The sequence below is a fragment of the Rhodococcus rhodnii NBRC 100604 genome, assembly GCF_001894925.1.
Taxonomy (GTDB): domain Bacteria; phylum Actinomycetota; class Actinomycetes; order Mycobacteriales; family Mycobacteriaceae; genus Rhodococcus_F; species Rhodococcus_F rhodnii.
Genome location: NZ_BCXD01000004.1, coordinates 70,539 through 84,702, shown reverse-complemented (window position 1 = coordinate 84,702; position 14,164 = coordinate 70,539). Strand labels below are relative to the sequence as shown.

Below are 14,164 nucleotides of genomic sequence, written 5' to 3'. Positions count from 1 at the left end.
CCCGTCCCAAGCGAGGTACACCGCCCATGTTCGAGAAAGTTCTCGTCGCGAATCGCGGCGAAATCGCGATTCGCGCGTTCCGCGCCGCCTACGAGCTAGGGGCGCGAACCGTGGCGGTGTACCCGTTCGAGGACCGCAACTCGCTGCACCGGCTCAAGGCGGACGAGGCGTACCAGATCGGTGTCGAGGGACATCCGGTGCGCGCGTATCTCGACGTCGACGAGGTCGTACGCGTCGCGGTCGAGGCCGGCGCGGACGCAATCTACCCGGGTTACGGGTTCCTCTCGGAGAATCCGGAGCTCGCGGCGGCGTGCGCCCGCGCCGGCATCACCTTCGTCGGACCGCCGGCCGAGGTGCTCGAGCTCGCCGGAAACAAGGCCCATGCCGTCGCGGCGGCGCGCGAGGCGGGCCTTCCGGTGCTCGAGTCCTCGGCGCCGTCGGCGGACGTCGACGAACTCGTCGCGGCGGGTGAGGCGATGCGGTTCCCCGTGTTCGTCAAGGCCGTCGCCGGCGGCGGCGGACGCGGCATGCGCCGGGTCGCCGAACTCGGCAAGCTGCGCGAGGCGATCGAAGCCGCGTCGCGTGAGGCCGAGTCGGCGTTCGGCGACCCCACGGTGTTCCTGGAGCAGGCGGTCGTCCGGCCTCGGCACATCGAGGTACAGATCCTCGCCGACACCCACGGCAACGTCATGCATCTGTTCGAGCGCGACTGCTCGGTGCAGCGTCGCCATCAGAAGGTCATCGAACTCGCGCCCGCCCCGAATCTCGATCCCGCACTGAGCGAGAAGATCTGCGCCGACGCCGTCGCATTCGCACGGCAGATCGGCTACTCGTGCGCCGGCACCGTCGAGTTCCTGCTCGACGAGGACGGCAACCACGTCTTCATCGAGATGAACCCGCGAATCCAGGTGGAGCACACCGTCACCGAGGAGATCACCGACGTCGATCTCGTGCAGTCGCAGCTGCGCATCGCGTCGGGGGCGTCGCTCGACGATCTCGGTCTCTCCCAGGATTCGGTCGCGATCCGCGGCGCCGCACTGCAGTGCCGCATCACGACGGAGGATCCCGGCAACGGGTTCCGTCCCGACACCGGCCGCATCACCGCCTACCGGACGCCGGGTGGCGCGGGTATCCGTCTCGACGGCGGGTCGAGCGTCGGCGCCGAGGTGTCGCCCCACTTCGACTCGATGCTCGTCAAGCTCACGGCCCGTGGCCGCGACTTCGCGACGGCGGTCGCCCGCGCGCGGCGCGCCGTCACCGAGTTCCGGATCCGTGGCGTCTCGACGAACATCGGCTTCCTGCAGGCCGTGCTCGACGATCCCGACTTCCGCGCGGGCGAGGCGACGACGGCGTTCATCGAGGACCGCCCGCAGCTCGTCACGGCCCGCACCTCTGCGGATCGCGGCACCAAGATCCTCGAATACCTGGCCGACGTCACCGTGAACAAGCCGCACGGCGACCGGCCGTCGCGTGTCTACCCGCACGACAAGCTTCCTGCCGTCGACCTCACGGCCGCGCCGCCGGACGGCTCGCGGCAGCGTCTGCTCACCCTCGGCCCCGAGGGATTCGCGGCGGCACTGCGCGATCAGTCGGCGCTCGCCGTCACCGACACGACGTTCCGCGACGCACACCAGTCGCTGCTCGCGACGCGTGTACGCACGTCGGGTCTGCTCGCCGTCGCCGGTCACGTCGCACGCACCACCCCCGAGCTGCTCTCGCTCGAATGCTGGGGCGGCGCAACGTACGACGTCGCGCTGCGGTTCCTCAAGGAGGACCCGTGGGAGCGGCTCGCGTCGCTGCGCGAGGCCGTCCCCAACATCTGCCTCCAGATGCTGCTGCGCGGCCGGAACACGGTGGGCTACACGCCGTATCCCGAACAGGTGACGGACGCCTTCGTCGCGGAGGCCGCCGCGACGGGCATCGACATCTTCCGCATCTTCGACGCGCTCAACAACGTCGACCAGATGCGTCCCGCGATCGACGCCGTGCGCGCGACGGGCACGACGATCGCCGAGGTCGCGCTCTCGTACACCGGTGATCTCGCGAACCCGGCCGAGGAGCTCTACACCCTCGACTACTACCTGCGGCTCGCCGAGCGGATCGTCGATGCCGGTGCGCACGTCCTCGCGATCAAGGACATGGCGGGCCTGCTGCGCCCGGCCGCGGCGACGAAGCTCGTCACCGCGCTCAAGAGCAACTTCGATCTGCCCGTGCACGTGCACACGCACGACACCCCGGGTGGTCAGCTCGCAACCTATCTCGCGGCGTGGAACGCGGGGGCGGACGCTGTCGACGGAGCCGCCGCACCGCTGGCGGGAACGACGAGCCAGCCTGCTCTCTCGGCGATCGTCGCGGCCGCGGCCCACACGGACCACGATTCCGGAATCGACCTGGGCGCGGTCTGCGCGCTCGAGCCGTACTGGGAGGCGCTGCGGACGGTCTATTCCCCCTTCGAGTCGGGCATCCCGGCCCCGACGGGCCGCGTCTACACGCACGAGATCCCGGGTGGTCAACTCTCGAACCTGCGGCAGCAGGCAATCGCGCTCGGTCTCGGCGATCGCTTCGAGGAGGTCGAGTACTCGTATGCCGCAGCCGACCGCATGCTCGGCCGGCTCATCAAGGTGACACCCTCGTCGAAGGTCGTCGGCGATCTCGCGCTCGCCCTGGTCGGGGCGGGTGTCGCGCCCGAGGAGTTCGAGAAGAATCCCGGCCGGTTCGACATCCCCGACTCGGTCGTCGGCTTTCTGCGCGGCGACCTCGGGACGCCCGCGGGCGGCTGGCCCGAGCCGTTCCGGACGCGTGCCCTCGAAGGCCGTGCCGACGCGACGCCCGAGACACCGCTCTCGGACGAGGACGAGAAGGCGCTGGCCGGCACGTCGGCCGAGCGTCGCACGACGCTCAACCGGCTGCTGTTCCCCGCCCCGGCACGCGAGTTCGAGACGCATCGCGAGCGCTACGGCAACACCTCGCTGCTCTCGGCGAACCAGTTCTTCTACGGCCTGCGCCAGGGCGAGGAGCATCGCGTCCGTCTCGAGACGGGCGTCGAGCTGCTCATCGGCCTCGAAGCGATCAGCGAGCCCGACGAGCGCGGCTTCCGGACCGTCATGTGCATCCTCAACGGTCAGCTCCGGCCGCTGTCGATCCGCGACCGCTCGATCGCGAGCGACGTTCCCGTCGCGGAGAAGGCCGACCGCTCGAACGCCGGCCACGTCGCGGCCCCGTTCGCGGGTGCCGTGACGATCACCGTCGCCGAGGGTGACGAGGTCGCCGCGGGCGACGCCGTCGCGACCATCGAGGCGATGAAGATGGAAGCGTCGATCACGGCGCCCGTCGCGGGCACCGTCCGGCGCGTCGCACTCGACGGGACCCGACAGGTCGAAGGCGGAGATCTGCTCGTCGTCGTGTCCTGACGGCCTCACACACACAAGGGCCCCTGCTCGGCACATCGCCGGGCGGGGGCCCTCGTCGTGACGGGCCCCTTGCCGTGACGGGAGAGTGTCAGAGACCGTGGCGTTCGAGCAACGAAGGACGCCGGAGCAACACCGGCATCCAGAACAGTGTCAGCGCGATGAGCGCGAGCCACTCGACGAGCATGCCCGCGCTGACGTCCGGCACCGCGCTCGACTGCGGCGCACTGTGATGCGACCAGTAGGCGAGCATCCCGAACACGGAGCCGAGCGCGCATCCCGCGCCGGAGAACCAGGCGAGGCGCCAACGTCGGCTCACCAGCGCGGCGGTCGAGAGCGCGATGCCGCACACCGCACCGAATCCGAGGAAGACCCGTGCGAGCGCCGAGACGTGGTCGCTGCTCACCAAGGCCTGCCAGCCGGCGACGGTGTGCACGACGGGGAGCACGAATCCGAGAACGGCGACAGCGACGGCCGCGGCGAGCATCAGCCGATGGCGCCGCGTGAGCGTGAACTCGCCGAGGACCCGTCGCTGCATGCGCGCGAACTCGCGGTGCTCTCGCGCGAGCATCGTGGTGGTGGCGTCGTCCGACACGAGACCTCCTCGGATTCGACTCGAACTGGTTGCCGACCCACTCACGGTACGCCCGGCCACAGTGTGATCCAACCCCTTCTTGTTGTGCCCACGCGACCGCGCGGCCTAACATTTCGACCATGCGAATCAGCAAATTCGGCCATCCGAAACTTGTAGCCGTTCTGGGGGCTGCGCTCGTCGCGACGGCGTGCGCGTCACCGGACCGCGACGACCGCCCCGTTGCACTCACGACGTTCACCGTGCTCGCCGACATCGCCGCGGCCGTCGGTGGCGACGACATCCGCGTCGAGTCGATCACGAGCGTCGGCGCCGAGGTCCACGGCTACGATCCGACTCCCCGTGATGTCGCGCGCGCCCAGGACGCCGCCGTGATCGTCGACAACGGACTCGGCCTCGAGGCGTGGTTCGAGCAGTTCCTCACCGACGTCGACGCACCTCGCATCGTGGCGAGCGAAGGCATCACCCCGATCGACATCGCCGATCGCGACGGGAGCACGAGCACGTCTGCCGGCAAGCCGAACCCACACGCGTGGATGTCGCCGCACGAGACGCAGGTGTACGTCGCGAACATCGTCGAGGCCTTCTCCGAACTCGATCCCGACAATGCAGCGGACTATCGCGAACGCGGCGAGCGGTACTCCGCCGAACTCGAAACGATCCGGACCGAGATGACCGACGCGCTCGCCGTGCTTCCGCCCGAACAGCGAGTCCTCGTCACGTGCGAAGGCGCGTTCTCGTATCTCGCACGCGACGCCGGACTCACCGAGCACTATCTGTGGCCCGTGAATGCCGAGCAGCAGGCGACGCCGGCATCGGTCGCCTCCGCGATCGAGGTCGTCCGCGACAACTCCGTGCCCGCTGTGTTCTGCGAGTCGACGGTGTCCGACGCCGCGATGCAGCAGGTCGTCGACGCCACCGACGCTCGCTTCGGCGGAACGCTCTACGTCGATTCGCTGTCGGAGCCCGACGGCCCCGTCCCGACCTACCTCGATCTCCTTCGTTACGACGTCGACACGATCGTCTCGGGCCTGACGGGAGGGACGCAGTCGTGACGGCCGCCCCCGACTCCACCGCCCCCGACTCCGTCGTACTCGAGTCCGTCACCGTCGACTACGGCGAGGTGCGCGCCCTGAGCGACGTCTCGCTGCGGCTGCCCCCCGGCACCGTCACGGGCCTCATCGGCGCGAACGGCGCCGGGAAGTCGACGCTCATGAAGGTCATCACCGGCGTCCTGACGCCCACCACCGGCACCGTCATGGTCGCGGGCGGGTCGACGACGGCCGCGCGCCGCCGCGGCGTCGTCGCGTACGTACCGCAGAGCGAGCGGATCGACTGGGACTTCCCGCTGTCGGTCCGCGACGTCGTCGCGACCGGACGCTACGGACACGCGCGGTGGTTTCGCGGGTTGCGGCGCGCCGATCGCGACGCCGTGGCCGAGGCGCTGGATCTCGCCGGGCTCCGTGATCTCGCCGACCGCCAGATCGGGCAGCTGTCGGGCGGGCAACGCAAGCGCGTGTTCGTTGCGCGGGCGCTCGCACAGCAGGCGTCCATCCTGCTGCTCGACGAGCCGTTCGCCGGCGTCGACAAGGGATCGGAGGCCGGGATCGTCGCCCTGCTGCGCGATCTCGCCACCGGCGGCGCCACGATCCTCGTCGCGACGCACGATCTGCATTCGCTCCCGTCGCTCGCCGACCGCGCGATCGTCGTCGACGGCCGCATCATCGCCGCCGGCCCCACGGCGGACGTCGTGCGACCCGAGATCCTCGCGCGCACCTTCGGATTGGACGAGGCGTCGTGAACCTGGACGTCGTGACCATGGACCCGGCACTGCTCCTCGAGCCCTTCCGGTACGGATTCATGGTGCGCGCCTTCACCGTCGCGGTGGTGACGGCGATCGTGTGCGGACTGCTCAGTTGCTGGCTCGTCCTCGTCGGGTGGTCGCTGCTCGGCGACGCCGTGTCGCACGCCGTGCTCCCGGGAGTCGTCCTCGCCTACATCGCGGGCGCACCGTTCGCACTCGGCGCCCTCGTGTTCGGGATCGTCGCCGTCGCACTCATCGGCGCGGTCCGCGACACCTCCCGCATCAAGGAGGACGCCGCAATCGGCATCGTGTTCACGACGCTGTTCGCGCTCGGCCTCGTGCTCGTGTCGGTGACCCCGAGCCAGATCGACCTCGGACACATCGTCTTCGGCAACGTGCTCGGCGTATCGACGTCGGACCTCGTGCAGGTACTCGTGCTGTCCGCGATCGTGTTCGTCGTGCTCGTCGCCGGTCGCCGCGCGTTCACGCTGTTCGCGTTCGATCCCGCCCACGCGCACGCCATCGGGATGCGCCCGCGCGTGATCAGCGCCGTCCTGCTCGCATCACTCGCCGTCACCGCGGTCGCGGCACTGCAGAGCGTCGGCGTCGTGCTCGTCGTCGCGATGCTCGTGATCCCCGGTGCCACAGCCCATCTCTGGACGGACCGCTTCGGCCGGATGATGATCGTCGCACCCACCGTGTCGGCACTGTCCGCCGCCGTGGGCGTGTACATCAGCTACTTCGCCGACACCGCGTCGGGCGCGACGATCGTCCTCGTCCTCGGCGGGGTGTTCGCGGTCAGCTATCTGTTCGCGCCGCGGCACGGCCTCCTCGGCAGAGTCACGCACCGCCGTCGGCCCGGCCGCGCTCAGCGCGCGGCAGCCACCTGACGGACGTCGTCACCGCGCAACGCCCGCAGCGCCGTGCGCAGCCCGCGCCGCTCGCCCGTGCGCGGATCGGGGCCGAAGCTCTCGCGCACACCCTCGCGGACTGCGAACCGCAGTTCGGACGCCGTCTCGGGCGCGTCGTCGGCAGTCGCGGTGAGCATCGCGTTCGGCACCGAGAGCTTGACGATCGTCCGCAGCGTCAGCAGATACTGCCGCGGCAGGGAGCCGGTCGTGTACGGCAGGTCGTACTCGTCGCACAGGGCGCGCACCCGCACCGCGATCTCCTCGTAGCGGTTGCTCGGAAGATCCGGGAACAGATGGTGCTCGATCTGATGGCTCAGATTGCCGCTCATGAACCTCATGAGCGGACCCGCGTGGAAGTTCGCCGAGCCGAGCATCTGCCGCAGGTACCAGCCCGCGCGGTCCTCGTTCTCGAACTCGCTCTCGGTGAACTTCTCGGCACCGTCCGGGAAGTGCCCGCAGAAGATCACGCCGTACGCCCACAGGTTGCGCACGATGTTCGCGGTGGCGTTCGCCGTGAGCGTCGTGCGCCACCGCCGCCCCGTGAGCGCCGGGAAGATCAGATAGTCCTTCGCCGCCTGCTTGCCCACCTTGCGCGCGATGATCCGCAGATCCTTCGCGACGGCCGCGAGCGGCTTCGTCCGTGCCCGGACCTTCTCGACCTCGACGTGGTGCAGCGCGACGCCCCACTCGAAGAACAGCGCGAGCAGTGCGTTGTAGACCGGATTGCCGACGTTCCACCATTCCCACCGCTGGTCGCGCGTGACGCGCAGGATCCCGTATCCGACGTCGTCGTCCATCCCGACGACGTTGGTGTACTTGTGATGGATGTAGTTGTGCGAGTGCTTCCACTGCACGCTCGGGCAGGTCGTGTCCCACTCCCAGTTCGACGAGTGGATCTCCGGATCGTTCATCCAGTCCCACTGCCCGTGCATGACGTTGTGGCCGAGTTCCATGTTCTCGACGATCTTGGCGACCGAGAGCAGCGCGGTGCCCGCGAGCCAGGCGGGTTTGCGGTCGCTCGCGAACAGAGCCGCACGACCCGCCACCGCGAGCGCCCGGTGCACCCCGATCGCGCGGCGGATGTACCGCCGGTCGCTCTCGCCGCGCGAACTCTCGATGTCGTGGCGGATCGCATCGAGCTTCTCGCCGAGCTCGCGAACGTCGTCGTCGGTGAGGTGTGCGTACGCCTCGATGTCGGTGATGGCCATGAGAACCCTTTCTCGCGTGTCGGATTCGGGTCGTGCCGGGCTGATGGCGTCCCGGGCGGATGTCACAAGTCGAGCGTGCACTCCCCCGAGACGGAACTGATGCACGTCTGGATGCGTTCGCCTTCGCGGTGCTCGTCGCCCGACCGGAGGTCGCGCACGTACCCTTCCGCGAGTGGGACGACGCACGTCTGGCAGATTCCCATCCGGCAGCCGTACGGCATCGTGATACCGAGATTCTCGCCCGCTTCGAGGAGCGTGGTGGCGCCGTCGATCTCGGCGGACTTCCCGGAACGGGAGAACACCACGGTGCCGCCCTCGCCGCCGTGATCGCCACGAGCGAGCGTGAATCGTTCGGTGTGCAGCGCCTTCTCGCGTCCGGCGCCCCGCCAGACCCGCTCGGCGTCGTCGAGAAGCGCCGACGGGCCGCACGTCCAGCACTCCCGCGCGGTCCAGTCCGGGACGAGGCGTCCGAGTTCGTCGAGATCGACCTTCCCGTCGCTGCGGGTCAGTTGCAGATGCAGCCGGTACCCGGGTTCGTCGCGCGCGAGCGCGTCGAGTTCCTCCGCGAAGATCACGTCGCCGCGTTCGGGCGCCGAGTGGACGTGCACGACGTCGCGGAGCGTCCCGCGGGTCCGCATCGTCCGCAGCATCGCCATGACGGGGGTGATGCCGCTGCCGGCGGTGAGGAACAGGACCTGCTCGGGCGGCGGCTCGGGGAGGACGAAATCGCCCTTCGACGAGGCGAGCCGGATGACGGTCCCGGGAGTCGCGACGTCGACGAGATGGGACGACAGGAAGCCGTCGGGATTGGCCTTGACGGTGATCGAGATCGTGCGATCCGGCGAATCACCCAGGGAGGTCAGCGAATACGAACGCCAGTGCCACTTGCCGTCCACGTCGAGCCCGATACCGACGTACTGCCCCGGCCGGTACTCGCGCGGGAATCCCCACCCGGGACGGATGACGACCGTCGCGCAGTCGTCGGTCTCCTTGCGGACGTCGACGATGCGGCCACGCAGTTCGCGGGCCGACCAGAGCGGGTGCACGAACTGCAGATAGTCGTCGGGCAGGAGCGGCGTCGTGGCGCGGGCGAGGACCCCGCGCACGACGGTGGCCGCCGGGTGTCTCGCCTCGACGTCCTCCGCCGGGCGGCGGCTCCATCGCAACAGTCCCATGTCGTCCTCCCCGTGCCGTCGTGTCCGCGTCGCCGACCTTTCGGTGTACAACCGTACACTCACATTGAGATGCAGGCCACACTCGAAGTCCCGAGACGGACGGCCGCCACGTGAAGGCCGTGAGCGAGGTCGCTATGCTGGCCGGGCAGCTGGTTCGCCCGGTTCGGTCGTGAGGAGCCCCGAAGACCGAGTCCGAGCGTCGAAGCACACCCGCCGTCCGCGGTGGGAGTGCGAGAGGGAACCCGGTGGGAATCCGGGACTGTCCCGCAGCGGTGTACGGGAACGACAGCCGTCACGAAGCACTGGGGTACGCCCCGGGAAGCGACGGCCAGTAGGTGCGGACGACCCGCCTGCCCGTGAGTCCGAAGACCTGCCACTGTGTCGAGCGCGCCGCGCTCGACGGTCCACCGCCTCGTGGAATGGGCGCGCTGGCCTGCTGTCGCACCCTCGCGCGCGAGGTTGAGGTGTGTGTCCGGGGCACGGCGCTCGCTCGACGGTGGCTGCAACGCATGCCGAACTGGAGACACACGTGACCGACACCTTCTTCACCGCGACGGTTCTGGGCTCGCCGCGCATCGGGCCGCACCGCGAGCTCAAGCGCGCCGTCGAGTCGTACTGGGCCGGCCGCATCGACGCCGACGCACTCGCTGCCGTGGGGCGCGAACTGCGCACGCAGACGTGGGCCGAGCTCGTCGATGCCGGGATGGACTCCGTCCCGGTGAACACGTTCTCGTACTACGACCAGATGCTCGACACCGCCGCGATGGTCGGCGCACTTCCGGACCGGGTCGCGGGCCTCGCCGACCCGATCGACCGCTACTTCGCCGCCGCACGCGGCAACGCCGAGATCGCACCGCTCGAGATGACCAAGTGGTTCGACACCAACTACCACTACCTCGTTCCCGAGATCGCTCCCGGCACGGCCTTCGCGCTCGACGCGTCGAAGGTCCTGGGCGAGCTCCGCGAGGCGCGCGAGCAGGGCGTCCCCGCACGTCCCGTCGTGATCGGGCCCGTGACGTTCCTGCTGCTGAGCAAGCCCGTCGACGGTTCCGGCGAGCTGCTGGAGCGGCTCGACGATCTGCTGCCCGTCTACGAGGACCTGCTCGCGCAGCTCGCGGGCGCCGGCGCCGAGTGGGTGCAGATCGACGAGCCCGCACTCGTCGCCGATCGCACCGAGGCCGAACTCGCCCGCACCCGTGAGGTGTACGAGCGGCTCGCCGCACTGTCGTCGCGGCCGAAGCTGTTCGTCGCGTCGTACTTCGGCAGCCTCGGCGACGCACTGCCCGTGATCGCCTCGACCCCGGTCGACGCGATCGGCATCGACCTCGTCGCCGGAACCGACGACCTCGCGTCCGTGCCCGCCCTCGCCGGCAAGCACGTCGTCGCCGGCGTCGTCGACGGCCGCAACGTGTGGCGCACCGATCTCGACGCCGCACTGTCCGCACTCGAGTCCGCACGCGCCGCCGCCGGCTCGCTCGCGGTGTCGACGTCGTGCTCGCTGCTGCACGTGCCGTACAGCCTCGAACCCGAGACGGGTCTCGACGACGCACTGCGCTCGTGGCTCGCGTTCGGTTCCGAGAAGATCGGCGAGGTCGCCGCACTCGCGACCGCGCTGACCGGTGATCGCTCGGCCGTCAACGCGCAATTCGATGCATCGCGCGCCGGACGCACGAGCCGCGAATCGGATCCGCGCCTGCACGACGACGCCCTGCGCGACCGCCTCGCGAGCACGCTCGCCGAGGGCATCTCGCGTGCCGACGCCGCCGAGCGCCGCACCGCGCAGAACGAACTGCTGGGCCTGCCGGACCTGCCGACCACGACGATCGGCTCGTACCCGCAGACCACCGAGATCCGCGTCGCGCGCGCTGCACTGCGCCGCGGCGAGATCGACGACGCCGAGTACGTGCGCCGGATGCAGGGCGAGATCGCCGACGTCATCGCGCTGCAGGAGAAGATCGGACTCGACGTGCTCGTCCACGGCGAGCCCGAGCGCAACGACATGGTGCAGTACTTCGCCGAGCAGCTCGACGGCTTCTTCGCGACCGAGAACGGCTGGGTGCAGTCGTACGGCAGCCGGTGCGTGCGCCCGCCGATCCTCTTCGGCGACGTCGTGCGTCCCGAGCCGATGACGGTCTCGTGGTTCGAGTACGCGCAGTCGCTGACCGCGAAGCCGGTCAAGGGCATGCTCACCGGCCCCGTCACGATCCTCGCGTGGTCGTTCGTCCGTGACGATCAGCCGCTCGCGGACTCCGCGAACCAGGTCGCCCTCGCGATCCGCGACGAGACCGTCGACCTCGAACGCGCCGGTGCGCGCATCATCCAGGTCGACGAGCCTGCACTGCGCGAGCTGCTCCCGCTGCGCAAGGCCGATCAGCCTGCGTACCTCGACTGGTCGGTCGGATCCTTCCGGCTCGCGACGTCGGGCGTCGAGAACACGACGCAGGTCCACACCCACCTCTGCTACTCGGAGTTCGGTGAGGTCATCGACGCGATCGCCGGTCTGGACGCGGACGTCACGTCGATCGAAGCAGCGCGCTCGAAGATGGAGGTCCTCGGCGACCTCGACGCCGTCGGCTTCGACCTCGGTGTCGGCCCGGGCGTGTACGACATCCACTCCCCGCGCGTGCCGTCGGTGGACGAGATGACCGAGGCACTCGCCGCGGCACTCGACGCCGTGCCCGCGTCGCGACTGTGGGTCAACCCCGACTGCGGTCTCAAGACGCGTGGAATCGTGGAAGTCGAAGCGTCGCTGCGGAATATGGTCGAGGCGGCGCGCGCTGTGCGCGGGAGCACAGTCGACGCCTGACGCGAAAAGGGCGGTGCCCCGAGGGTGGTGCGGAAGCACTACTGTCGGGGCACCGTTTGCATGAGCAGGAGAGAACTTCATGACGCGCTGGGCCTCGTTCGTCGCTCGCCGAGCACGATGGGTACTACCGATCGTCGCCCTGATCGCCGTCGTGGGCGGGGCCTTCGGCGCAGGTGTGTTCGCGCACATGTCGCAGGGCGGGTTCGACGATCCCGGTAGCGAGTCGTCGGAGGTCTCCCGGATCGTCGCGGCGACGGTCGGACACCAGTCCCCCCGACATCGTCGTCGTCTACACGCCGCCCGAGGGGCAGTCGCTCGACGACATCGGCCCCGCCGTCACGGCCAACCTCGACGCGTTCGCGGCGGAAACCGACGGCGCCGCCGTGACGTCCTACTGGACGGCGACCGGCCAGCCGCAATCGCTGCTGCGGTCGATCGACGGGACGCGGGCATCGGCTGCCATCACGCTCGATCACGAGTCCGGCGCGGCGATGCCGCAACTCCAGGAGCTGCTGCCGAAGCTCGAGGTCGACGGCGTCGAGACACAGATCGGCGGCAACTCCGTCGTCGGTGTCGCCTTCAGCGAGCGCCTGCAACACGATCTCCTCGTCGCCGAGGCGATCGCGATCCCCGTCACGCTCGTCCTGCTCTTCTTCATCTTCGGCGGCCTCGTCGCCGCGGCAGTGCCCGTCGTCGTCGGGGCGATGGCCGTCGCGTGTTCGCTCGGCGTGCTGCGCTTGCTCACGCTCGTGACCGAGGTGTCGTCGTTCGCGGTCAACGTCGCATCCCTGCTCGGCCTCGGCCTCGCGATCGACTACGGGCTGTTCGTCGTCGGCAGGTACCGCGAGGAACTGCGAACGGGCGCGAGCGTGCACGACGCCGTCGTCCGCACAGTCCGCACCGCGGGACGCACCGTCTCGTTCTCGGGGCTGCTGCTGGTGTGCGCGTTCGCCGGCATGCTCGTGTTCCCGCAGGGCGTCATCAAGTCGCTCGGCTACGGCGCGATGGCGGCCGTCGCGTGCGCGGCGGTCCTGTCACTCACCGCGATCCCCGCGATGCTCACCCTCCTCGGTCACCGCATCGACGCACTCACGTGGCGCAAGGGCGCCGCCGACCGGAGCGAAGAACGAGCCCGCAGGTTCTGGGGTGCCGTCGTCGATCGCGTCATGAAGGCGCCGGGCCTCGTCGCGGTCGGCATCATCGCGGTCCTGCTGATCCTCGCCTCGCCGCTGCTGCAGACGAAACTCGGCGAGATCACCTACACGGCACTGCCCGCCGACGATCCCGCGCGCGTCGCGACCGACGTCCTCGTCCACGACTTCCCGTCCACGGGCAACGGAGCGACGCTGATCCTGCGCGGAACGGGCGACGCGCCACCCGACCTCACCGACGCGGCCGCCGTCGCAGCTGCTGCACGCGACGTGCCCGGCGTCGCGGCCGCGACCGTCGTCGGGTCCGACGGCCGCTACGCAGCCGTCAACGCGCTGTGGGCGGACGGCGGCGATGCGGGTCAGCAGAGCGACGCCGTGCAAGCACTGCGCGCGATCACTCCACCCGACGACACCGAGGTGCTCGTCGGCGGCGGCCAGGCGAGCGTCGACGACGGCAACGCCGCAGTGCTGCAGGGCCTTCCGTACATGATCGCGATCATGGTCGGAGCCACCCTCGTGCTGCTCTTCGCGGCGTTCCGGTCGGTGGTGCTGCCGATCAAGGCCGTGCTCATGGCTGGGCTGAGTCTCGCGACGACGTTCGGCGTCCTGACGTGGATCTTCCAGCTCGGCCACGGCGCGCAGTGGCTCGGCGTCACCCCGAACCCGCTCGAACCGACCTTCGTCGTGCTGATCCTCGCCGTCGTGTTCGGGCTCTCGACCGACTACGAGGTCTTCCTCATGTCGCGCATGGTCGAGGCGCGCGCGAACGGCGCGACCACCGAGGATGCCGTGCGATTCGGCACCCAGCGCACGGGCCGGATCGTCACTGCCGCAGCGCTGCTGCTCATCGTCGTGACGGGTGCGTTCACGATCTCGGGACTGTCGATCATGCGCTTCCTCGGGATCGGCATGATCGTCGCCCTCGTCGTCGACGCGACCGTGATCCGCATGCTGCTGGTGCCGTCGCTCGTGAAACTCATGGGCCCCGTCAACTGGTGGGCACCGCGATGGGCGCGCCCACGGCAGCACTCCGTCGCCGCGGAGGCCGCCGATCGCGACGTCCCGGCTCCGGTCTAGCGACGCCCTGCGCACGATGGCGTACGCGCAGGA

The 14,164-nt window shown here is 69.8% G+C and carries 8 protein-coding genes, 1 pseudogene and 1 riboswitch; of the genes and pseudogenes, 6 read left to right on the top strand and 3 right to left on the bottom strand.

The features are described 5' to 3' along the window. Nucleotides 1–26: 26 nt before the first annotated feature. Nucleotides 27–3,410, top strand: coding sequence for a pyruvate carboxylase (locus tag RR1_RS04440; RefSeq protein ID WP_010839315.1), 3,384 nt, complete (start codon nt 27–29; stop codon nt 3,408–3,410). An 88-nt stretch (nt 3,411–3,498) separates the two neighbouring features. Here the strand turns inward: RR1_RS04440 and RR1_RS04435 are convergent, their stop codons facing one another. Further along, a complete protein-coding gene (locus RR1_RS04435) occupies nt 3,499–4,002 on the bottom strand; it encodes an Rv2732c family membrane protein (RefSeq protein ID WP_010839316.1) in 504 nt (167 codons plus the stop codon). Nucleotides 4,003–4,121: 119 nt separating this feature from the next. Here RR1_RS04435 and RR1_RS04430 point away from each other — a divergent pair, with 119 nt between their 5' ends. From RR1_RS04430 to RR1_RS04420, 3 genes are read left to right on the top strand one after another with little or no spacing between them, the layout of a single operon-like run. Continuing rightward, nucleotides 4,122–5,054: a metal ABC transporter substrate-binding protein gene (locus RR1_RS04430; protein ID WP_010839317.1), complete on the top strand. Its 933-nt coding sequence runs from the start codon at nt 4,122–4,124 to the stop codon at nt 5,052–5,054. Beyond that, nucleotides 5,051–5,800 (top strand): metal ABC transporter ATP-binding protein, encoded by a 750-nt coding sequence (locus RR1_RS04425; protein WP_010839318.1) that lies wholly within the window; start codon nt 5,051–5,053, stop codon nt 5,798–5,800. The genes RR1_RS04430 and RR1_RS04425 overlap by 4 nt, the downstream gene beginning before the upstream one ends. 17 nt (nt 5,801–5,817) lie before the next feature. After that, nucleotides 5,818–6,693, top strand: a complete 876-nt coding sequence (locus RR1_RS04420; protein ID WP_040774444.1) for a metal ABC transporter permease — start codon at nt 5,818–5,820, stop codon at nt 6,691–6,693. Here RR1_RS04420 and RR1_RS04415 read toward each other — a convergent pair. After that, a complete protein-coding gene (locus RR1_RS04415) occupies nt 6,672–7,922 on the bottom strand; it encodes a fatty acid desaturase family protein (protein ID WP_010839320.1) in 1,251 nt (416 codons plus the stop codon). The two genes, RR1_RS04420 and RR1_RS04415, sit on opposite strands and share 22 nt — an antisense overlap. Before the next feature lie 62 nt (nt 7,923–7,984). Beyond that, nucleotides 7,985–9,097: a ferredoxin reductase gene (locus tag RR1_RS04410; protein ID WP_010839321.1), complete on the bottom strand. Its 1,113-nt coding sequence runs from the start codon at nt 9,095–9,097 to the stop codon at nt 7,985–7,987. 235 nt (nt 9,098–9,332) lie between these two features. Next, a riboswitch (cobalamin riboswitch) is annotated at nt 9,333–9,469 on the top strand. Between the two features lie 157 nt (nt 9,470–9,626). Here RR1_RS04410 and metE point away from each other — a divergent pair. Then, nucleotides 9,627–11,903 carry a 5-methyltetrahydropteroyltriglutamate--homocysteine S-methyltransferase gene (gene metE / locus RR1_RS04405; RefSeq protein ID WP_051111255.1) on the top strand — a complete coding sequence of 759 codons (2,277 nt, stop codon included), beginning with the start codon at nt 9,627–9,629 and terminating at the stop codon, nt 11,901–11,903. A gap of 79 nt (nt 11,904–11,982) precedes the next feature. Then, a pseudogene (locus tag RR1_RS04400) lies at nt 11,983–14,131 on the top strand (MMPL family transporter). Nucleotides 14,132–14,164: the final 33 nt, after the last annotated feature.